The sequence below is a fragment of the Aerosakkonema sp. BLCC-F183 genome, assembly GCF_041929145.1.
Taxonomy (GTDB): Bacteria; Cyanobacteriota; Cyanobacteriia; order Cyanobacteriales; family Aerosakkonemataceae; genus Aerosakkonema.
This window is the reverse complement of the sequence record NZ_JBHFNU010000061.1, coordinates 143,667-165,024: the sequence shown is the minus strand read 5'-3', so window position 1 is coordinate 165,024 and position 21,358 is coordinate 143,667. Positions and strand designations below refer to the sequence as shown.

Annotated in this window: 23 protein-coding genes and 1 pseudogene; 9 read left to right on the top strand and 15 right to left on the bottom strand. The window is 45.4% G+C overall.

What is annotated here, in order from left to right:
- Positions 1–150 (bottom strand): annotated as a pseudogene (locus tag ACE1CD_RS18010) (RNA-guided endonuclease TnpB family protein); the annotation flags it as partial.
- A 316-nt stretch (positions 151–466) separates the two neighbouring features.
- Positions 467–805 carry a 2Fe-2S iron-sulfur cluster-binding protein gene (locus ACE1CD_RS18005; protein WP_374794111.1) on the bottom strand — a complete coding sequence of 113 codons (339 nt, stop codon included), beginning with the start codon at positions 803–805 and terminating at the stop codon, positions 467–469.
- Between the two features lie 81 nt (positions 806–886).
- Here ACE1CD_RS18005 and cimA point away from each other — a divergent pair, with 81 nt between their 5' ends.
- The 3 genes from cimA to ACE1CD_RS17990 all read left to right on the top strand — a co-directional run bounded on the left by cimA (position 887) and on the right by ACE1CD_RS17990 (position 3,283).
- On the top strand, positions 887–2,530 hold the full coding sequence (cimA, locus tag ACE1CD_RS18000; RefSeq protein WP_374794112.1) for a citramalate synthase: 1,644 nt from the start codon (positions 887–889) through the stop codon (positions 2,528–2,530).
- Positions 2,531–2,644: 114 nt separating this feature from the next.
- Positions 2,645–2,914, top strand: a complete 270-nt coding sequence (locus ACE1CD_RS17995; RefSeq protein ID WP_374794113.1) for a CHAT domain-containing protein — start codon at positions 2,645–2,647, stop codon at positions 2,912–2,914.
- A 150-nt stretch (positions 2,915–3,064) separates the two neighbouring features.
- Positions 3,065–3,283, top strand: a complete 219-nt coding sequence (locus ACE1CD_RS17990) for a DUF4327 family protein (RefSeq protein WP_190472220.1) — start codon at positions 3,065–3,067, stop codon at positions 3,281–3,283.
- A gap of 40 nt (positions 3,284–3,323) precedes the next feature.
- Here the strand turns inward: ACE1CD_RS17990 and ACE1CD_RS17985 are convergent, their stop codons facing one another.
- The 7 genes from ACE1CD_RS17985 to ACE1CD_RS17955 form a co-directional block, all read right to left on the bottom strand.
- Positions 3,324–4,583 (bottom strand): protein kinase, encoded by a 1,260-nt coding sequence (locus tag ACE1CD_RS17985; protein WP_374794114.1) that lies wholly within the window; start codon positions 4,581–4,583, stop codon positions 3,324–3,326.
- 148 nt (positions 4,584–4,731) lie between these two features.
- Positions 4,732–6,846, bottom strand: a complete 2,115-nt coding sequence (locus ACE1CD_RS17980; protein ID WP_374825863.1) for a serine/threonine phosphatase — start codon at positions 6,844–6,846, stop codon at positions 4,732–4,734.
- A 328-nt stretch (positions 6,847–7,174) separates the two neighbouring features.
- Positions 7,175–7,846, bottom strand: a complete 672-nt coding sequence (locus ACE1CD_RS17975; RefSeq protein ID WP_374825861.1) for a pseudouridine synthase — start codon at positions 7,844–7,846, stop codon at positions 7,175–7,177.
- Positions 7,847–7,947: 101 nt separating this feature from the next.
- On the bottom strand, positions 7,948–8,325 hold the full coding sequence (locus tag ACE1CD_RS17970; protein ID WP_374794117.1) for a winged helix-turn-helix transcriptional regulator: 378 nt from the start codon (positions 8,323–8,325) through the stop codon (positions 7,948–7,950).
- A gap of 469 nt (positions 8,326–8,794) precedes the next feature.
- The gene (locus ACE1CD_RS17965; RefSeq protein WP_374794118.1) at positions 8,795–9,436 is read right to left on the bottom strand and encodes a Uma2 family endonuclease; all 642 of its coding nucleotides are present in this window, start codon (positions 9,434–9,436) and stop codon (positions 8,795–8,797) included.
- A 373-nt stretch (positions 9,437–9,809) separates the two neighbouring features.
- On the bottom strand, positions 9,810–11,453 hold the full coding sequence (locus ACE1CD_RS17960; RefSeq protein ID WP_374825859.1) for a protein kinase: 1,644 nt from the start codon (positions 11,451–11,453) through the stop codon (positions 9,810–9,812).
- Positions 11,454–11,815: 362 nt separating this feature from the next.
- Positions 11,816–12,385 carry a DUF3122 domain-containing protein gene (locus ACE1CD_RS17955; protein WP_374825857.1) on the bottom strand — a complete coding sequence of 190 codons (570 nt, stop codon included), beginning with the start codon at positions 12,383–12,385 and terminating at the stop codon, positions 11,816–11,818.
- Here ACE1CD_RS17955 and ACE1CD_RS17950 point away from each other — a divergent pair.
- Positions 12,372–12,602, top strand: coding sequence for a hypothetical protein (locus ACE1CD_RS17950; protein WP_374794121.1), 231 nt, complete (start codon positions 12,372–12,374; stop codon positions 12,600–12,602). The genes ACE1CD_RS17955 and ACE1CD_RS17950 overlap by 14 nt on opposite strands.
- Positions 12,603–12,864: 262 nt before the next feature.
- Here ACE1CD_RS17950 and ACE1CD_RS17945 read toward each other — a convergent pair whose 3' ends face one another.
- The 5 genes from ACE1CD_RS17945 to ndhL all read right to left on the bottom strand — a co-directional run bounded on the left by ACE1CD_RS17945 (position 12,865) and on the right by ndhL (position 15,303).
- Positions 12,865–13,326, bottom strand: coding sequence for a hypothetical protein (locus ACE1CD_RS17945; protein WP_374794122.1), 462 nt, complete (start codon positions 13,324–13,326; stop codon positions 12,865–12,867).
- A 61-nt stretch (positions 13,327–13,387) separates the two neighbouring features.
- Complete coding sequence (locus ACE1CD_RS17940) at positions 13,388–13,750, bottom strand: group 1 truncated hemoglobin (protein ID WP_374794123.1); 363 nt, start codon at positions 13,748–13,750, stop codon at positions 13,388–13,390.
- A gap of 126 nt (positions 13,751–13,876) precedes the next feature.
- A complete protein-coding gene (gene trpA, locus ACE1CD_RS17935) occupies positions 13,877–14,680 on the bottom strand; it encodes a tryptophan synthase subunit alpha (RefSeq protein ID WP_374794124.1) in 804 nt (267 codons plus the stop codon).
- Positions 14,681–14,725: 45 nt separating this feature from the next.
- On the bottom strand, positions 14,726–15,067 hold the full coding sequence (locus tag ACE1CD_RS17930) for a DUF3007 family protein (RefSeq protein WP_374794125.1): 342 nt from the start codon (positions 15,065–15,067) through the stop codon (positions 14,726–14,728).
- A 23-nt stretch (positions 15,068–15,090) separates the two neighbouring features.
- Positions 15,091–15,303 carry an NAD(P)H-quinone oxidoreductase subunit L gene (gene ndhL, locus ACE1CD_RS17925; RefSeq protein WP_190472262.1) on the bottom strand — a complete coding sequence of 71 codons (213 nt, stop codon included), beginning with the start codon at positions 15,301–15,303 and terminating at the stop codon, positions 15,091–15,093.
- A gap of 990 nt (positions 15,304–16,293) precedes the next feature.
- On the opposite strand from ndhL, the gene ACE1CD_RS17920 reads away from it, so the two are divergent.
- The gene (locus tag ACE1CD_RS17920; RefSeq protein ID WP_374825855.1) at positions 16,294–16,416 is read left to right on the top strand and encodes a hypothetical protein; all 123 of its coding nucleotides are present in this window, start codon (positions 16,294–16,296) and stop codon (positions 16,414–16,416) included.
- A 277-nt stretch (positions 16,417–16,693) separates the two neighbouring features.
- Entirely contained in the window at positions 16,694–18,049 is a 1,356-nt protein-coding gene (locus tag ACE1CD_RS17915; RefSeq protein ID WP_374825853.1) for a hypothetical protein, read from the top strand.
- A gap of 64 nt (positions 18,050–18,113) precedes the next feature.
- Here ACE1CD_RS17915 and ACE1CD_RS17910 read toward each other — a convergent pair whose 3' ends face one another.
- Complete coding sequence (locus tag ACE1CD_RS17910; RefSeq protein ID WP_374794127.1) at positions 18,114–19,055, bottom strand: UPF0104 family protein; 942 nt, start codon at positions 19,053–19,055, stop codon at positions 18,114–18,116.
- Positions 19,056–19,357: 302 nt separating this feature from the next.
- Between ACE1CD_RS17910 and ACE1CD_RS17905 the strand changes: the two genes are divergently transcribed.
- The 3 genes from ACE1CD_RS17905 (at position 19,358) to ACE1CD_RS17895 (ending at position 21,109) form a co-directional block, all read left to right on the top strand.
- Complete coding sequence (locus ACE1CD_RS17905) at positions 19,358–19,678, top strand: WGxxGxxG family protein (protein WP_374794128.1); 321 nt, start codon at positions 19,358–19,360, stop codon at positions 19,676–19,678.
- A gap of 199 nt (positions 19,679–19,877) precedes the next feature.
- Entirely contained in the window at positions 19,878–20,417 is a 540-nt protein-coding gene (locus ACE1CD_RS17900) for a DUF6658 family protein (protein ID WP_374794129.1), read from the top strand.
- A 125-nt stretch (positions 20,418–20,542) separates the two neighbouring features.
- Entirely contained in the window at positions 20,543–21,109 is a 567-nt protein-coding gene (locus tag ACE1CD_RS17895; RefSeq protein WP_374794130.1) for a DUF6658 family protein, read from the top strand.
- The last annotated feature ends 249 nt before the right edge of the window (positions 21,110–21,358 follow it).

The following is a 21,358-nucleotide window of genomic DNA, read 5'->3' as shown; positions in this document are numbered from 1 at the left end:
ATAAGCATAAGCATCATTGCGACTTTTGATAAAGCCATCCATCCATGCTCTGATGATGCTATTGCGAATAAAACGAGCAGTGCGGATAGCTTCATCTAGCTTCCTGTACTGGTCGTTTATTCCTTCTAGCTTCATTTCGTAGACGAGCATGATTTATCGTTGAAATTGACGATAAACTTATGATAACACAGATGAAAATATTGATTCGCTACCCTTGAGAGTTGTTGGTGTAATATCAAATCCGGGTTATTTACCCCCTTTATATTTTTCCTCTTCTCTCCATAAGCTCCCCTGCGCTTCATTATAACGGGGGTCGTTAACCCGGATTTAGTATAAGGGGGAGATTTTCATCCCCTACCTATAAGGAAGAGGCTTTGAATCTCCCCCCTTACAAACCCCGATTTTCCGGTAAAATCTCAAGAGCAGGCAAAGGTATAATGTCGATAATTTCGATCGCAGAAGGAAACTAACCTTGGGGCGTCCAGACAGTGCGATCTCCCTGTCCCCACATCCCATCAAATTTTGTCACAGAAACATCACCTAAAACTTTGGTTTGGCAGGCCAAACGCAGATTTTTCGCGGGAGAATGGGGAGGAAGAGCCAGTCGCCCTTTTTCTCGCCAGCTAGCTTCGGAAACTTCCCCGTCTACCTTAACGGCGCAAGTACCGCAAGTGCCAATGCCCCGACAGTTCATCACTTTGGCTTTATCGTTGTACAGAGCGACATCGTTATCCAACAAAACTTTACGCAGATTTGCGCCGGACTCTACTTCAAAAGTCTTCCCTTGTGCTGTTACCTTTGGCATATTTATTAAACGTAGATGACTTCCTAAATTTTTTCACATTTGTTATCAATAGGTGATTTATCCTTGTTATCCTCCCTCTCCATGACCCCCGACACCTCCAACCAGATTTGGATTTACGATACCACGCTCCGCGACGGCGCTCAGCGCGAAGGACTTTCCCTATCGCTGGAAGATAAATTGCGGATTGCCCACCAGCTAGACCAACTGGGTATTCCCTTTATTGAAGGGGGATGGCCGGGGGCGAATCCCAAGGATGTGCAATTTTTCTGGAAACTGAAGGAACAACCGTTACAGCAAGCGGAAGTGGTGGCTTTTTGCTCGACGCGACGACCGGGCACGACAGCCGCTGAAGATTCCATGTTGCAAGCGATTCTAGCCGCAGGTACGCGCTGGGTGACGATTTTCGGCAAATCTTGGGATTTGCACGTTACAGAGAGTTTGAAGGCGAGTTTAGAAGAGAATTTGGCGATGATCGGAGATACGATCGAATATCTCCGCAGTCAAGGACGCCGGGTGATTTACGATGCCGAGCATTGGTTTGACGGTTACAAACAAAATCCAGAATACGCTCTCCAGACATTGAAAAGTGCGATCTCTGCCGGTGCCGAATGGATTGTCCTCTGCGATACGAACGGCGGTACTCTTCCCCACGAGATTAGCCAAATTGTCCGCGATGTGGTAGAAGCGATCGCACCAGCAGAAATTTCCCAATCCCAAATCCAACTGGGCGTCCACACCCACAACGACTCGGATACAGCAGTTGCCAATGCGATCGCTGCTGTGATGGAAGGTGTGAGAATGGTGCAAGGCACTATGAATGGTTACGGCGAACGCTGTGGCAATGCCAATCTCTGTTCTCTCATTCCCAATTTGCAACTGAAGCTGGGTTATTCCTGTATCAAAGATGACCAATTAAAACAGCTCACCCAAGCCAGTCGCTTTATTAGCGAAATCGCCAATTTAGCGCCAGACGAACACGCACCTTTTGTCGGACTGTCTGCTTTTGCCCACAAAGGCGGTATCCACGTCAGCGCAGTTGAGCGCAATCCCCTAACTTACGAACATCTTGAGCCCGAAACCGTAGGAAACCGTCGCCGCATCGTCGTTTCCGACCAATCGGGGCTGAGCAATGTTTTAGCAAAAGCCCGCAGTTTCGGGATCGACCTCGATAAACAAAATCCCGCTTGTCGTCATATTCTACAACGTCTCAAAGAATTGGAGAATGAAGGCTATCAATTTGAGGCGGCAGAAGGAAGTTTCGATTTGCTGATGCGCGAAGCATTGGGACAACGACAAAAATTCTTTGAACTCAAAGGTTTTCGACTTCATTGCGATATTGCTCCCTGCGATGGCGAAGCGAACTGCCTTCCCTACGCCCTCGCCACGATCAAAGTTTCTGTGAATGGTAAAGATATCTTAGAAGCGGCGGAAGGAAATGGGCCGGTAGCCGCATTGGATGCCGCCTTACGCAAAGCCTTGGTGAATTTTTATCCCATAATTGGTAAATTTTACCTCACCGATTATAAGGTGCGGATTCTCAACAGCAACACGGGAACTTCTGCAAAAACTCGCGTTTTGGTGGAGTCTAGCAGCGGTCATCAACGTTGGACGACGGTGGGAGTTTCGACCAATATTCTGGAAGCTTCCTATCAGGCGGTGGTGGAAGGGTTGGAGTATGGTTTGCTGCTGCATTCTTCAGCAAAGGTAGTGCTGACTAATTCATAGGTCAGTCAGTTGTCAGTTGTCAGTTGTGATTTACTACTGACAACTATCCTGCTTCCCAGGACACTCACGGGTTAATCGCCTTGGCGGTTAAGGCATTCTGAATTCCTGAAACCCTTGATTCTAAAGACTTCTTCCCCGACGCCCGACGCCCGACGCCCGACGCCCCAGCTATATCAAATTTTGCCAAAACAACCCGATAAAGCGCAGGCGCTGCATCAGGCGATGCTGACGACGATCGAAAAATATCCCATACCCAGAGATTGGGCCGCCTTTACTTTGATTGGTGAAGCTGAGTACAACTGGAAGATACTTTGGAATTGTGCTATTATCAACGAGACTGTAAAATTGCCTTTGGATAGCCATAGGCATTTAAGACAAGGCTAAAAAACGCTTGCTTGTCCGTTTTATGCTAAGCTAGTAGGGTAGAAGTTCGCTTCCCCACTGCACAGAACTAAAAGCACCGGTAACCCAAAAGAAGCGGGAAGCCTTTTTCGGTTAAATATTTGCAAAAATAAATCCAATTCAATGGAGTTTATGACTCAACAAGTTATTCACCCGATGGTGAAGATGCAACGTCAGGTGCGATCTCTTGTGGAATCCAATTTAATCAAACCCAGCGATAGTCTTTGGAAAATCGCCCTGCTCTACGGGGATGAATGGCCTCACTGGAAAAAGGAATTGCTGGAATTTGGTTTCACAACGCAAGATCCGATCTCCGATTTGCTGGCTGTAGAAGCCTGGGAAGAGGAATAGCACTGCGGACTGAGTTTAGAATTGAAAATTCAAAACTTTTCTAAAGGCAAGCAGCTAAAGCTGTAGCAAGTTCCTTTGCGGTTTGGTAGCGATCGCGCACATTGGGCTTGGTCACTTTCTCGATGGCAGCTCGCAATTTGGGTGCGATCGTCGGCACATTTTCCAGCTGAAACTGGTAAACTTTCCCCTGCTTGCGATAAAACTTGTGGGGCGCTTCTCCAGTGAGCAGGAAAATTAAAGTTGCCCCAACCGCATAAAGGTCAGACTGGGTTACGGGTTGGCCCCGGTCTTGTTCCGGGGCGCTGTAACCTTCTGCGCCGATGCGAGTACCCAAAGGAGTGCCGATTTCTTTAACAGCGCCAAAATCCAGCACGACAATGCGATTGTCCACTGCTTTCACTAATAAGTTTGCCGGTTTAATATCGCGGTGAATGAGTGGGGGGTCTTGTCTGTGGATGTAGTCCAACACATCGCAAGTTTGGATCGCCCACTCGATCGCCTGTTTTGGCGTTACAGGCCCATTTTTGTAGATGCGTTTCTCCAAATCCTCACCGTGAACCAGTTCCATCACCAGATATTTTTTACCCCTTTCCGTAAAAAAGTCAAAAAACTGGGGAATACCGGGATGGTGCAGCGCTTTAAGGGTACGAGCTTCCCTTTCAAATAATTCTTGGGCCTTGCTTATTTCAGCCATATCCGCATTCATTTCCTTAATTACCACCAACCCCTGGACTTCCGTAGGTGTGCCACCTGGCCCAGCTTGCACTTGGGGAACCCAGGCAAGATAAGTCGTACCCATTCCGCCTTGTCCCAGAGTCCGTAATATCTGGTACTGGCGGATAGCACGTTCTACGCGCAACGGTTGACCGCAGTGAATGCAGAATAGATTGTGGGGAGAATTACCTGCGTGATTGCAGAGGGATGCTGTAGGAGATTTGGGTGGAGAGACAGACTGGGCATGAAATTTGAGCATCGGCCCTCCGTGCGCCAACTGGAGGACAGAACCATTTGCCAGCCAAGCTTGAGACACTAAAATACCATCCAGAAAAGTGCCATTAGTGCCTTGATTGACGAGACGCCAAGCGGTAGAGGCCAAATTGCTTCCCGATCTCGATCCTGATATCTCCATTCGTCGCAGTTCCAGATGGTAGCGGGAAACCCGACTATCGCTGAGAACCACATCATTATCTGGCGCTCGGCCAATCCGAATAAAATTCTGGTTATCAAAGCGCCACTGTTGCAGAGGCTCAGGTTGTTGGGGATGTAAGAGAGTCAGCGTGACCGCATCGGAAAATCCCATTATTCGTTGGTCAGTTGTCAGTTATCAGTTGTCAGTTGTCGTTGCTTGGCTTTGGTGGAATAGCACGCTCGATCGACTGAATTAGATCCTTCTAGATCCCCGACTTCTTCAAGAAGTCGGGGATCTAGCGCTTGCCATTGGCTTTGAGTTAGCTATTACCAAATCTAGCTTGCTCCAGATCCGGTCGCACTTTCGCCCGAATCAGGACTGCGGTGATATTATCGTGACCGTTATAGTTGTTCGCCAGATCGATCAACTCATTTACTCCTTGTTCCAGACTAGCTCGCGAACTGAGCAGAGGTTGGAGATGAGTTTGCCAATGAGCTTCGATCAAGTCGTTATCCGACAAACCATCCGAACACAACAGCAGCAGGGTATCTTCATTTAGCTCGAATAATTCGATGTCCGGCTCAACAAAATGCTCGTTGCGCGGGCCCAAAGCTTGGGTAAGCTGGTAGGAATCGGGACGAGAATAGGCGATCGATCTTTCTACGCCTCGTTTAATTTCTCGTTGACCGACCTCATGGTCTGTGGTGACTTGCTCTAGTCCCTGTCTGCGACTGAGGCGGTAGAGGCGAGAGTCTCCGACGTGAGCGACTACAACTTGCGTTTCCTGAACTAAAACCATTACCAGGGTAGTGCCCATACGCCCGCTGCCAGAGCGAGCGTCCTGTTGGTTTACATCGTAGATAGCTTGATTGGCTTTGAGTACTGCCTCGCGGATGGTGTCTTCATCAGGCAGATCCTCTTTCCAATTGTCTTGGAAGTACTGGCTGAGAGTTTTCACCGCTAAAGCGCTGGCAACTTCTCCACCAGCATGACCGCCCATACCATCGCAGAGGATATACAAACCACGGGCCAGAACATTTCGACCCAAGGGTGTTTCCGCCTTGACGAACGAAGTTCTGATGCCAAAGTAGTCCTCGTTGTGCCGCCGTTGCCGACCCACATCTGTGCGCCCAGCGTCTTCCAAGCTGAGCAACTGCATGGGTAGAACAATGGTAGGCGTTTCGTTTTCATCACCGGGATGGCCGGGATAATAACTTGGATGCTCTTTGGTAGAAGCAGAGGGGGTATAGGTCGGCGCGAAATTGAGGTTGTTTTGGGAGGGATCGACAGGGGGCATAGGGGTGGGCTCGGTAGTGTCACCTTGAAATTCCTCTGCGATCGCTTGCAAGCGCGATCGCAGCATATCGATAGTTGGAATTGTGTTTTCCTTCAGGTCATTCATCAGCATAGCGAGCGGGCCAAATAGAGTCCGCCCCGACTCTAAAAATAGCTGCTGCCAAACTTGGCCTAATACTTCCAGGGTCGGGCTGAAGTTATCCGGGTCTTGCTCTAAGCGTAATAGCCCTAAAGATTGGTCTTCATCCACCCGCAAATTATTTAAATCCACTAAGGTCGTGAGGCAATGCCAGGATTCCAGAGCTACCCATATAGAGGCCATTTCGTGGAGCAGATGCAATAGGTGCATCTGGGAAATTTGGTCATCTCTCCACAGGTCTACCAACAGAGGCCAAGCAGACCGATCTTCTAATAAAACTATCTGCTGTCCGTTACGTATCCAAGCATCTTGAATCCGGGGCAGGGCTGGATATAACTGGGATTGTAGCGCCACATACGCTTTGGCCAGGGCTGGGACGGAAGCTATTGATGCCGAAGAGATCGGGAGATTTTTTTCCTCTACGCTTTGTCGATCGAGCAAGACTTGTAGAGGAGACTCTTGCAGGGGTTGAGAGTCTAACACTTTTATGAGCATTTCCCCGTTTGCGATCGGTGTGAAACTTTCCAGGAGTTGATAGCGTTGTTGGGCATCTAAAAAACTCTCCGGAAGCAATCTTACTCCGGGCTGACTGGTGTTATCGCCACTATCGGTCTGGGCTTGATTTTCTAACTGATGTTGTCCCGATCGATCTTTATCCCACCAGACCTGGATTTCTGTTGAATTTGCTGAAGCTGCTTCGCTATCTAAAACTGTCGTGGTTGAAGGCAAGTTTGAAGTGTCATTTTTTACACCCCTTGCTGCTTTTATTTCTGTGCTTCCCCCATGAGACGATGGCGGCGGTGGCGCTTCTAGGTTTCCTGAGATAATGCCCAACCACACAGTTCCCGTGAACGTGTCGCAGTTTTGGCATACTTTAGCGCTGTAGGCAACTTGAGAGCCACATTCCGGACAAACTTTGTGCGTCAAAGAGGTACCGCATTGCTGACAAAATTTATTCGCATCCGGGTTTTCAAAGTGACATTGGGGGCAAACAAGCATTTTGGGTACTTCCTCAATTCCCTTTCCTGGGCTTTTTCATGGTGGGGTACAACCTAGTGCCGCTACGCGGAAGTCAAAAGTCAAAAGTCCTTTGAGCGTCAGGCATTCAACTACTTCCGATCTGGTGGATTACTTCTGCTATGCTGCACTAGCCGCAGCATTTCCTACTGCATAGCCCTGTGTACAGGTTAACTGATATATCGGGCGGGTATCTAGAAAAAGTCAAAAGTTAAAATTCAAAAGGGAGAGGAAGTGCGGGGGATGGGGCAGGGCTAATTCATACTCACGGAAGAAAATAATTTTATGTAGGTGGCGTGTAGAAAAATCGTCAAACTTTCTTGCTCCCCTGTTCCGAAAGTCCCCCGGCCCCCCGGCCCCCCTGCCCCCCGGCTCCCCCGCTCTCGCGCCTATCTCTTCCTACTTTTAACAGGGGTGCGAGTTCATCTGCGGTTAAGTCCCGCCACTGACCGGGTTCTAGACCTGACAAGCGCAGGTGGGCGATCGCCACTCTTACCAGTCGCAATGTCGGAAATCCCACTGCTGCTGTCATCCGCCTCACTTGACGGTTGCGTCCTTCTGTGAGTGTAATTTCTAACCAGCAGGTCGGTACGTTTTTGCGAAAGCGAATGGGGGGGTCGCGGGGAGGCAAAGCTGGTTCTGTCGGTAACATTTTTACACAAGCCGATCGCGTGCGGTAATTTTGAATTACCACACCCTTTCGCAAACGTTCCAATGCGTCTTCTTCTGGAATTCGCTCCACTTGTACCCAGTACGTGCGCGGATGTTCAAATTTAGGATCGCTGAGGCGATGCTGTAACTGTCCGTTATTCGTCAGCAGCAGCAATCCCTCGCTATCTCTGTCTAGCCGTCCGACCGGGTAAACTGAGGGAACTGGTATGTAGTCTTTGAGTGTGAGTCTTTTCTCTTCGGTGCTTTCGTTGTCTGTAAATTGGGTTAAAACGTTGTAAGGCTTGTAAAAAAGGATGTAACGATCGGGCATGAGGTTTAGGCAATTTTAGATTTTAGATTTTAGATTTTAGATTGCAATCCAATCTGCCATCTGCAATCTGTTTCTTTGAAATTCGCCCATTACCAATTATCTTAGCTGCTAAGTTTCGTCGCCACGTTCGTGTCTAAAGGACAAACACAAGCTTCTCGCTGTAACCAGCGCACGCCTACCTGATGCAGAGCGCTCATGATGGGTTGAATTTCGCGACCTTTTTCTGTCAAAGAATATTCTACACGGGGAGGTATTTCTGCATAAACTTTGCGTTCTACCAAACCGTGGGCTTCTAATTCCCGCAGCCTCATCGTTAGCGTTTTGCTGCTAATGCCGGGGAGCGCATCTAAGAACTGATGAGTACGGCGCGATCCCGAAAACAGTTCTCGCAGAATCAGAACAGACCACTTACTGCCAATCAAGTCCAGCGCGAACTGAATTGGGCATTCGATATCTAAGCATTGGCTAGTGTCAAACATGAGATCACTCTAAATATAGATGTTTCTAATTCTCATTGTTATCTATCCTTCAAAGGGTTTCATAGGATACTTGTTGCCAAAGAGAAGATTTAACTTTCTCTTAAGAAATCAACTATCCGTTTTTGCCCGTGCAATTTTTTACTTTTGGAAAGTATGCTGTCCGGCAAGTAACTGACTGTTTATCGGAATGGGGATCGTAGGATGCAAATAGATGGATACGCACAGCCATTCTGAATAAATAGCTAAATTACGGCCTTATAAGGATATTTTCCGATGATACGGCTGCTTGTGAGCCTGTTGATATTTGGAATTAATACGCTCTATCAGAATCGCGCTATTTCTCGCTTTTACGTGTTAGAAACAGTAGCGAGAGTACCGTACTTTGCTTATTTATCAGAAAAATGGGTTTAAAACCCCGTCCTTCTAGGACAGCTTTCCGGCGTGGCAGAATACAGAATGTTAAAAACTTTTACAATCTTTCCTTAACCCACTTACGAAATGCTTTCATCGTCGCATTTCTACCCACAATTTTACTCTGTTCGACACTCTGATGGATCGCCTCGCGTAAATCTGCAAATTGTGAAAATATGCGGCTATTTTCCGATTCAATATATTTGCCATCTTGCAGCAAGTTAATTTGCAACCTTTGTCCGTTGTATCGCCACAATTCGGGAACGCCCAAACCTTCGTAATTGGTGAAAGCGGTACGGGATGTAATATCAATTTCAATCGCTAAATCTGGCGGTGGGTCAACAGTTAAATCAATTTTTTTCTTACCTCGGATAGCTGCTTCATTTTGGATATAGAAACTAGCATCTGGTTCTACACCTTGAGCCATATTTTCCTTTTTGAAAGTGGTAGAACCAGAATCGATAAATTCCATATCTAGTTCTTCCAATAAAATCTTGACAAAATCGCCAATAAACCCTTTATCGAATTCATGTTCTAGCAGTGGTGACATAATCTCCAAACAACCTTTACTGTAAGAAACTCTCGCCGCCCGACTTTCCCCCAATTCATCTAAAATTTGCTCGAACATCTGCCAACTGATATCTTTCATTTGCAGAACATTGCCAGGGGGAATAATCAATTGTTTGATATCTATCTGCATAGTTGTACCACCTTAAATCGGCTAGCTAAAATATAACATTTCCCAAGGTACGTTGTTGCCGTGCTAAATTCTATCTGCGTTCATCTGCGTTCATCTGTCTTCATCTGCGGTAAAAATTTAACTAATGATTCCCACCAACAATTTCCGCATATCACTGAGATTATTTTTCCTCGCTTCGGTATTGTAAAAATTAACCGCAGATGAAAGCGGATGAACGCGGATGAACGCAGATGTAGATGTAGATTTGGGATATTGTAAAAACGTGGTTGATTGAAGAAACTGGATTTCTGGTAATGGGGTGTCAATTATATCGGTGGGAAACAATCAAAGAAACTCGGTTTTTCGTCGCACAAAAGTCTTTTCGGATTGGTTCTTAGGGGGAAATGCGCCAAAGTTTGATAGTATTGTCAACACTGCCACTAGCAAGGGTTTGACCATCGGGACTGAAGGCGACTGAATTAACCGACCAGGAATGTCCGGTGAGGGTGGTTTTCAATGCGCCACTGCGGATATCCCAGATTTTGATAGTATTGTCCAAACCTCCACTAGCAAGGGTTTGACCATCGGGACTGAAGGCGACTGAATAAACCCTGTGGTAATGTCCGGTGAGGGTGGTTTTCAATTTGCCACTGCTGATATCCCAGATTTTGATAGTATTGTCCCAACCTCCACTGGCAAGGGTTTGACCATCGGGACTGAAGGCAACTGAATAAACCGGGTTGGAATGTCTGGTGAGGGTGGTTTTCAATTGACCACTGCTGATATCCCAGATTTTGATAGTATTGTCATCAACTGTATGGTCACGGTCAAGCCAAATAGGAAGCTTTAACTGCTCACTGCTACTAGCAAGGGTTTGACCATCGGGACTGAAAGCGACTGACTTAACATCGTTGGAATGTCCGGTGAGGGTGGTTTTCAATTGACCACTGCGGATATACCAAATTTTGATAGTTTTGTCACCACTGCCACTAGCAAGGGTTTGACCATCGGGACTGAAGGCGACTGAACTAACCGAATTGGAATGTCCGGGGAGGGTGGTTTTGAGGGAAAATAACGAAATTAGTAGGGAAATCGGATTGCTATTAAATTGCTTTTGACAATATATCTGCAACCATACTCCTCCTCCAATCAACCCTAAAACCACACCGCCAACAAGGAATTTGTTTTTCAGCTTTCCCCGTGACGACTTTTTAGGAGTTGAACTACTAGGAGAAGGCAACAATTTTAACCATTCTGCTACAGACTGAGGACGGTCTTTTGCCTTCAGTGCCATCCCCTTAATTATCGCCCGATTCACCTTATCGCTGATACTGGAATTATGCTGCTTGGGTGGCGTTAATCTCACACCAGTTTGTCTATCTAAAGCATTTACAGGTACAATTCCCGTTAATAGCGCATACAATGTCGCCGCTAAAGCATGAACATCTGTATAAGCACCTCGTTTGTATTTAATATAATACTGCTCAATTGGAGCATAACCTTCTGTTAGCTTTCGCGTGTGAGTCTGGGTTACATCTTGGGTAAACTGACGCGCAAGACCAAAATCAATTAAAACCGCTTCCAATTTGCCAGAACGTAACATAATATTTTGCGGTTTCACATCCCGATGCAACAAACCTTGATTGTGAACAACCGTCAACGCCTCACCTATCTGCTGAATATAGCGCAACGCCTCTGCTTCCGGCAAAACTCCTTGCTTGATAACGCGACTGGCTAAATCTTCGCCATCTATATATTCCATCACCATGCACCACAGTTGCCCTTCTTGGACAACTTCGTTAATTTTGACGATATGGGGATGAGTGCATTTCGCCAGTCGCAGCGCCTCGTTGAGGAAATCTTGCTGCAATTCGTTAAAATCGGGGCGATTTTGCACGGTGTCGTTAAGTGTTTTGATGACTACGCGCTGTCCGTTGGGATTTCTGGCAAGATAGGTGATACCAAAACCACCATCGCCTAGTTTTTTTTCGATGGTGTATTTGCCGTTTTGTAGTTTATGTCCGTTTACCCAAGTCATTTTTCGCGATTTGGTGGCGCTTGGGTTTATTATCGTCTATAAATTGGGCTTTTTGGCGAAATTAGAGATACCCGACTTCTTGAAGAAGTCGGGTATCTAGCACTAATAGGAATTGTAGGTTGGGGTTCGTGGCGTCAAGCTAACCTACGAAAAACTTTTTGGACAAATTAGAGATACCCGACTTCTTGGAGAAGTCGGGTATCTAGCAACTAATAGGAATTGTAGGTTGGGTTGAGCGATAGCGAAACCCAACAAATTGTTGGGTTTCCTAGCGTCAACCCAACCTACGAAAACTACACAATACATATTTTATTTGTTTTGTCAATTTATTCTACTGGATTGACGCTCTCGGTATGCTATGCCTAAATTTCTTTAACTAACCATTGCCACTCAACTACTACAGACTGAGGTATTTTCAGGGAAAAGTCTTCTCTGCCTACGAGAGGAAAAGAAAGTGTCAAGGCTTCATTTTGGGGTAATTGATCGATAATATTTGTGACGTTATACTGACCGACATTTGCTGCGGGAGATGCTTCGGCAAATTCATCTGCTGCCGTTAGCAATTTACGGCTATCTGTGAGAATTTCTAAGGAATGTGGATGGACAAATTCGGCTATGCCTGGAAAACCTACTAAGCGGAGATTGAAAGCAGTTTGTTCGCGAGATTCTATCTGTTTGCCGATTTCTGTGGGAGAAATATTTAATGCCGTTCCAGAAGTTACTTTGAATAGTAACACTTGCCAAGCATAGCCATATTTATCTCGCAAAGAATTTTGAGAATGATAGCGCATTACTCCTGGTGCGTCTTGGTGCTGTCGGAGTACGGCAGCAGCTGGTTGACAAAAGAAGGCTGCGTGAGTGAAAAATAAAAACAGGACTATTTCGGTAAGGAAGAATAGGCGCGAAAATATTTGCTGAATGCGATCGCACATACAATTATCCGTCGCTGTACTCGGTAATGCTCTCTATTTGTTCGATCGCATCGTACTAGAAAACGGCTCTATATTATATTATCCCGCTACTCGCAAGGAAAAGCTGCTGGGCGATCGATCGCCTGAAACATTTATCAAAGCACTGCACGAGAAAAATGTCAATCCCCTTTCTGTCGGACGAGTTATCGTCGCTACCGGGTGTCCCCACGACACTTGAAGAAGATGCCGATTTCGTTACTCACGGCGATCGCAGTGCTGGCGTTATCGAAATTATCGATAAAATTATGGCTTCCGACTGATAAGCTAAGATTGTTTATCTACCATAAGATAGATGCGCCCTGAATTCTTTACTCCTGCTTTTATTATGCCCCAGAATTTGCCAAAATTCACATCTAAACAGCAGGGAAAATGAAAAAATTTGTATTACGTGTCGCGGTTGCGATTTATGACGATCGATCAAGTGCGATCGCCAGTTTTTACTAGCTTTCATTTTGCGGTTTTAACACCTGCAACAGCAAGTCTAAAAGCTGTTCGATTTCATAGTGAAAATTCCAGAGAAATACAGAATAAATGAACAGCAACTGAAATAGGACGAGCGGCAAAATGATTGCAAAATCACTAGGAGCGCTTAGTGAAAAAAACAAGATCGCACCACAAGTATATATTGCCATAAATGCACAAAATATATAAAGTTGATTTGACTTTATACCAATTTTTAGTTGTAATCGAGTCCCGACTCTCTCTGGGTCTGGTTGAATATAAACTTTTGTCACTAAAGGTCTTTTCCGGTAGCCTTCTGGCCCAATAATTTTGATAAAGTTACAATCCAGTATAAAGGAATATTTATAAGTTTTCCTACCAAATGACCGGGACTCGATCGCTAACCCTGTGTGAGAGAGTCCCGTCAGTATACGGCGCACTTGTTCTGTTGCAAGAGGCACATAAAGTTTTGATTCTTTATAAGGTAGGAAGCAAAATAGAAGTTGCCGCAATTTAGTTAGATCACTTGTACAAAACAGCGTCTTTCAAACTCGCAACGCGAGCGAGTGCTGTATTGATATCGTCTTGCGATACCCCATATGCAGTCATTGCTTCACCCAAATGTTTGGCGATCGCATTAAAATGTTCTGGCTGTAAATTCAGTCCTGCGTGCGCCTTTTCCATCGATCGACCCGTGTATTGCGGCCCACCAAGAGCGTAGGAAATAAAAGCAGTTTGGTGGCGGCGTTGCTTTTTCATATCTGTATTAACGAAAAACTTATTGACTGTATCGTCAGCCAAAACATGGTTGTAAAAATCATCGACTATTTGCTCGATCGCTGCTTGTCCGCCAACTTTTTCGTATAAAGAGTTTTCTGTGTCCATATGAGTTTCGATTGCGATCTACTGTTATATTTTATCTATAAAGGCAGTAGGTTGGGTTGAGGTAACGAAACCCAACCTAAATCTTAACCTTGTTAAGTTTCGCTCTTACCTCAACTTCAGCTTGATTCAAGTTACAGTTGAGATCGCCTGCTTTAAACTCTGGGAGAACTCTTCAATTGCTTTCAATCCCTCTGCCGGCTCTCCATCTGCCAAACGTTTGACAATGGCGCTACCCACAATTGCCGCATCAGCACCCCAGTCTCTGACCTGACGGGCGTGTTCGGGTGCGGATATGCCAAAACCGACGCCTATTGGTTTGTCGGTGATGCCGCGCATCTGTTTGAGTAAATCTTCAACTCGCGTTTCCAGTCCGGAACGCATCCCGGTAACGCCGGTCACGCTAACCAGATAGATAAATCCTTGGGACTTTTGGGCGATCGCTTCAATTCGTTCTTTGGAACTGGTCGGCGCTACTAATAATACCACATCAATGCCCAATTTGGCGGCTGGATTCAACAAACCTTCAGCTTCTTCTAGGGGTAGGTCGGGGACAACTAAACCGCTTACACCCACTTTTGATATTTGCTGTAAAAATTTGTCAACGCCGCGATTGATGATGGGATTGTAGTAGGTAAAGAGGACGATCGGCGATCGCAATTCTGGGATAACGCCCTCTAGCATTTGGAGAACATCATCTAATTTTACTCCCCGTTGGAGGGCGCGAGTAGCTGCCGCTTGAATCACCGGGCCATCTGCCAAAGGGTCGGAATAGGGGACACCCAGTTCGATGATATCAGCACCGGTGCGATCGAGAATCCGCAACGCCTCAGCAGTTGTTTCTAAATCTGGATCGCCAGCCGTTATAAAAGGAATCAGAGCGCACTGCGAGCGAGAGCGCAAAGCTGCAAAACAATCGGAAATTAAGGTCATTTGTGAGTTGCCAGTTGTCAGTTGTCAGTTGTCAGTTGTCAGTTGTCAATTTTCTTCCTTTGGACTGATGGCTGACTGCTGACCGCTAACCTTTTCTTGTTCGATTTCGGTTGCGATTTTTGCCAGTTCTTCTGGAGTCAGTTCTTCCAGCCGTTTATTCAGTACAGCTTCTTCGTAGTCTTTCAGTTGCTGGTTATAGGTCATCTGTTTGCTGCTGACTCGGAATATGTAAGTCAACAGCCAAACGATGATACCCACAACCAAAAATGCCTGACTCCAGATCCCAGCTTGCTGGCTATCTAGCCCAGCTACTTGCAAAACAAGGTAAGCTATTCCGCCTGCGGCAAAGATACCCAGGCCAATAACTATAACGTCAATCCGTCGCATTTATGGTTGAGCGATTAGAATATTCAAGCTTCAATTTGCCGCCGCTTGGGTCGAAAATTTAAAAACGGGGCAAGCACTAACAGTCCGGGGAAGAAAAAGAAAACCATGAAGTACATAAAGCCACGCTCGATCGAGCTAGCCACATACCAACGGTTTTGCAGGTAGATATATACTGCCACGGGAATCACTAGCAGGTAAGCTCCACCCAAAATCAAATACAGAAGCGCAATCAGCATTGGTTTTATCGCAGCAGCAACTTTCAATAAGGGCTGTTCGAGAAGCAAAAGGCAGGTTTTTGCCTTCGCTGAGGATAGGGCAAGAGCGCTCTGGGCGACAAGCCCGGAGTCGGTGTTATCGATTCGTCAACAGCAAATCTAGGACTGGACTTACACCCAGGCTTAGACCCACGTTCAATACATTTTACACTTAGAAGTCGGTTTTCTTGAACAAACCCGGTTTCTTGGGGAGACTTCCTTGCCGAATCCAGTTAAATGGTGTAATAATAGAACCCGCGACTAACAAAACCGAAGCGAACCTTGGGGGCGTGGCGGAATGGTAGACGCAACGGACTTAGGAAACTGAGCCTTGATAGAGAAATCTGTCAAGTGACCGCTCTCAAATTCAGGGAAACCTAAATCTGGCGACAGACAAGGCAATCCTGAGCCAAGCCTAAGAATTTGAGATTTGAGATTTTAGATTTTAGATCGGCGCTCAATCCAAAATCCAAAATCCTCTCATCCAAAATCGAGGGAAGGTGCAGAGACCCGACGGGAGCTACCCTAACGTGAAGGCGAGGGTAAAGGGAGGGTCCAATTCTCAAAGCCTGGTAATTGTACCCCTGGCAGTAGCGAAAGCTGCGGGAGAATGAAAATCCGTTGGCCTGAATAAGGCCGTGAGGGTTCGAGTCCCTCTGCCCCCATTATTGAGAAGGTTTTGTGTAGCAAGGTTTTCAGGGTATCTCCTAGAACCCGCTACTTTTGAAACCGTTCAAATACCGTTCAATTTCTATCGGTACACGACTTGGAGCCAGTGGGAATGTTTACGCCCAAAATTGGGCTGGTCATCAAGCGTGAAGGGTATATAGCTGGTTGCCAAAGAAAAATGGTACAACTATATTGAGGGAAGCCCACTGGTTTAACAAAGACGTAAAAATGAGAAGCTACCTAAACTAAAAACAACCAATCTGAATTCCGGGTGGGCTAAAGCAAAAGGAAGCAAGCAGTTTTTTGGACAAAAAACCAGCTAAAGATGCTTCTCGTACAAAAATATCATCAGCTGCGGTCGATCGGCTAATTGTCCTAGCTGTTAGGCGATGGACAACTTATACTCCCGGTGGTGGCGATACGTGAGCGTTACTACCTTTTTCCACAAGCTAGCTGAGGCGAACTTTGTCTGGGGGAACCATTATCCTAACCCCCAAGGCATCTGGCAGCAACTCTACTGCATCTAGATCTCAGGCTGGAGATGATTTTCTCTCTTGGATCGGCTAAGCTAAATTTAGATAATTTACAAGTAATTAGTTTGCACAAGTTAAGTAACTGAGGCTAAACTGCAATCATAGTCAGTCGGGGTGTCATCAACTGTTTCGTTACAACTCAATCAGGGATTACTACCTCTTTAAGCAGAATGATCGGGGATGGTCTACTAACGGTTCATCAAGCGGATACCCTTATCCAGTTAAACCGACAAGGTTCGGGTCTTGATAAATTTCAAGGCATTATTTATAAGTTTCTGTTGGCGATTGTTAAAGAATCTCCTTCAGAGGCTGTACTGCGTGAATTTAGGAATTTATTCATATATCAAGTCGGTTGTGCTAATCCAGAGGCGCTTAATGCTCTGTATAAAATAATTTTTGAAAAGAATGAAGAGGAGTTTAGAAACACTCTCAAGCGGTCTTGTTACATTCTGATTAACAACTGGGATGCCAGCAGGAATCATAAGGCTATACAAGAATTAATTCAGCTATTGGGCGAGGCAAAAATTAATGAAGATACGATATCTCCAAGTTTAGATCGCGTCAAAACTTGGTTAAATAATTTTGTCAAGAGTAAGGATTATGAAGACCTGAAGATATTTGCTTCGCGCTACGATAATCAGTCGGAGTGGGCGCATCGTTATAGTACTTTTCTTTTAGTACCTCAATACATAGATCTGAATAATCCTATAGAACAGCGAGAAGCAGCTAGATCTCGTGCGAAGCGCTTGAAAGATAAGTTTAAATTCGATTTGGCGATGTACACCGCGCATTCTCAGTCACCGGTAGCTAAAGATACTAAGCTTGACAAACCAAACCCTACAGGACTTGGCGACGATCTTCTGCGGCTAATTAAAGCAATTGTAGCTAAACGAGGCCCATTTAGCTACGCAAACTTGGCAAGTATTTTTATTAAACAAACTGAATTCGTAACGTATAAATTTTTCAAGCAGAGTTTAAGTAAATATTTACTGTTTTCGGTGGCGAATAAAAACTTCGTAAATGTTTTTCAGCAAAATATTTCTGAAAAACTAGAAGGTCTTTATAAAGACCATGATGAAGAAATCCTTAACGATGCTCTGAAACTGAGAAGTTGCAATCGCGTCATAGAATATTTAACAACTGAAAATAGTCGAGAACCAGCGGCGTTATTTGCTTTATTGCTGTCTCAAGGTAATCCGTTGACTTTGGTGGTAATTCTGCTGAAATTAATTCTCGTTTCACCAAATTCTCGCATTCATTTAGAAGCTTGTATTGCAGCGTTAATTCAGTACTATCAAAAATATCCAGAAGCTGAATGTCGCTGGCTGATTACTTTCTTAGAAATTTTTAATATTACATTTGCAATTTATGCTGAAAATGTTGAATACAATTTAATCCAGATGCCACAATATCGAGGTTCGGGGGAACAGCTAAAGGGTTGGACTCTGGATGAGTATCGAATTTTTTCCCAACTCAAACAAGAGCCTACCTTAGAAACGGCTTACGAAAATGGACTTCTGGAATAAATCGGCTAGATTTGCTAATGGCTGTAGCAATCATCAAGTGAGATTGCTCGATCGCAATTAGCGATTACCCATTAGCGATTAAGCGGGAGTCAAGCCAAATCAATCCGGCTCCGATCGCTTCCGCTAAAATACTCACGAGACGATAAAGCGCAACTACACTGAGAATGAGACCCGGTGAAAAACTGTCATCCAAAAGCGCGATCGCACTTGTTTCAAAAACTCCCACCCCTCCCGGTGCGCCCGGAACAACCAAACCCAACAGCCATGCGACACAGAAAGCACCCAATAGCAGAAATACCTGACTGCTCGGCACCGGTTTGAGGGCCAACCAAGTACACAAGAAACCGAGACCGCGCAAACTTAAAAAACCCATCTCTCCCAACAAAGGTAGTAGGGGATAGCGTTTCATCTGCAAAGCACCGACATCAACTGTTGCGAAGCCTTTAGCTTTAGCTTTCATCTGAGTCGCCAATTGAATCAACGGGTTTAAAAACTTAGGATGAATTGCGATCGAAACTATCGCCAGACCGAGAAATTCCAACCATCGATAAACATTGGGTAAATCCGTCTCTACTAGCAAAGTACTCAGTAAAGCAATCAGTAGGGCGGCGGCAGCCATCAGCAGCGGTTCCAGTAATACGCTTAAAGTAGCCGCACTCGAACAAATACCAACATCACAAGAAGCCTTAATGCGCCCGTAGTAGTGCCAGACATTTCCTGGTAAATACTTAGCAATGTTCGTTTTCAGGTAAACTCGGACACTCCAAATACCGCCGATCGGTTGATGAAGTTCCCGCAGAATCCAACTCCACACCCAACCAGACCAAATATGGGCCAGTAAAGTGACCCCGGTTGCGATCGCCAGAATTGCCCATCCAGCCGACCCGATCCGGATAGCCGCCACCGACGCAGCGTTATCTTTGAGCGCTTTAGCCAAAAAAAACAGCGTCCCGCCTACAATAGCCCAGCGCAGATAAGGCAAAAGACGCGACTGGATTTGCTTCATAAAATTCACTAACTGACGATAACAAAGGTCGATCGGCCCAAATACTGAGCAGGTAAGTTTTTCCCAAAGAAATTTTAAAGCTATTTAACAAATTATAAACTTCAGGGAAAACCGTAGAACCATAGTTTCTACGTCTTCAGTGAGAGTACGGAAGAAGCTTGCTTTCTAGCCGGAGATTGATACCTGTTTGGTTTTCAAACCGTAAGCTTGTCAATAGTGTTGTTTGCATAGCTCATCTCGCAACACTTTTAACTGTTTGCAACAACCTCTAGAGATTTCAAAAAGAAGGAGAAACTCTTACCATGAAAAGTTCTAAATTGTCCAAAGTTGTTGGTGCTAGTTTACTCAGTTTAAGTTTGCTTACTCTACCTGCGGTTCTGCCCGCTTCTGCCCAAACCAACACATCTCCCAATTCAACTGATAGAACTACCGATACAACTACCGATTACAACAACAATAATCGCCAAGGTGTTGCTGATAGAACAGGCGATCGCGACTTTGATTGGGGCTGGTTAGGTTTGTTAGGTCTGATCGGTTTGGCCGGTTTAGCTCGTCCCAAGCGCGAAGAACCAGTTCGTTATCGCGAACCCGATGAAGTGAGTCGTCCAGGTGCCCGCTACTAATTCACTTTTCCCGCTAATGTTAGCTGCCTAGAGGACTTTAGTAATTTGAACTAAAGCCCTCTTTAATTAGGGCATCTTATATCTTTCTAAGGATATAAATAATGGCGGCAATATAACGCATAAAATGTGACTTTTGCTAGATGAAAACATAAAGATTTTATTTGTAAGCTAAACGAGGTTAGGTGAAAAGGAGAAAGTTGTGAAACAGATAGTTGCCTTCTTTAAAAAAGTGCGACTGCGCCAAATAGTAACCGTATTTTTGGCAGGAATCGCCCTGTTTGTCACCACTGCTTGTAATACTGGAGATGTCCAAGGTGCGCGTCCGGACAACCCTCCCGTCCAAGCTGGCGGTATGAATAACCCCCACAAAGGTGGTGGAGACGGTTACACCCAATACAAAGCCTCTCCTAACGCCAGCGTAAATGGAGAGCGCGATCGAGCCGACCTACAGCTAAGTTATAAGCAACTCGTCGCCGCAAATACAAGTGCCGATTCTGGTTTGATTTATCCAGGTAGTGAAACAGCGGGTGCAGCCAATAGAAACGCTACACCTTCAAACCCAGAACAAGCTAGACCGGGTGGTTTGATTCAGCGCGAACCTAACTTAGGCGAGCGAGTGAGCGATCGCTTGGAGACAGTTAAAGATGCCTTTCAAGATGCAGGCTCATTCTTGAAAGATAAGGCGAACGAAGCCCAAGAGCGTCCTGAATTCCAAACTAACGAGGCTCAGAAACATTAGCCTGAGTAACAAAGTAGAAGTACGGCATAGCTAAAGCTTGTTATTTGTCGATCGCCTTGACATCTTACACCTACTTTATCGACATCCACCATCCACATTCACTAAAAACACACAAAGGAGTGTCTATGAACAAAGTGGTTTCTTTTATCAAACATTTCAACTTCTTGCGAGTTTTGACAGTCTTTTTCGCAGGCGTTATTCTGTTCGTCAGCACTGCTTGCGGTAGCCCTAGCGTGCAAGCCAAAGCTTTAGACAGAAATCCCCGTCCAGAAATACCGGAAGGCGCGGTAACCAACACCTACAAAGGTGGTATGAACGACTTTAGCGATGTAGACCCTCGCTTTGACGAATCAAAGGCAAATAAAAAAGCCGATCGTTTGATCGAGAATGCCGAACACAACATCGAATATCGAGCCGACTCTCCCGAACAATACGGTCACAACTACCGTTCCGGCACACCTTTAGGCGAACGAGTTCAAAATATTGGTGAGAATATCGGCGAATCAGCTGCCAACACAGCAAAAGATGTAGCCAAGGGTACTCGCCGAGGAATTGAAAACATCAAGGACAACTCTCAAGATGCTGCCAAGGATGTGTCTCGGAGTGCTGACATAGCAAAAGATCGTGCAGGTCAAGCTGCTGATAATACCAAACACGGTCTAGATAAAGTCTTCAATCAAGACAAGTACTAATTAATGTACAGCGCTTTTTAGGTGAGTAATGTACATAGAAAACCGGTTTCTTGAAGAAATCGGTTTTCTGGTGTTTCGGTGTGGCAAAATTCGTAGGTTGGGTTGAGGTACGAAACCCAACCTACAAAGTGATAAGTAAGCGTTATATATAATCTTGACTGCGATAGTGAAATAGCTAAAAATGCGATCGGTAATCTAGCCTGCAATACATGACATTGATGCCTTACTTGGTTTTGAGTACCAAAAATA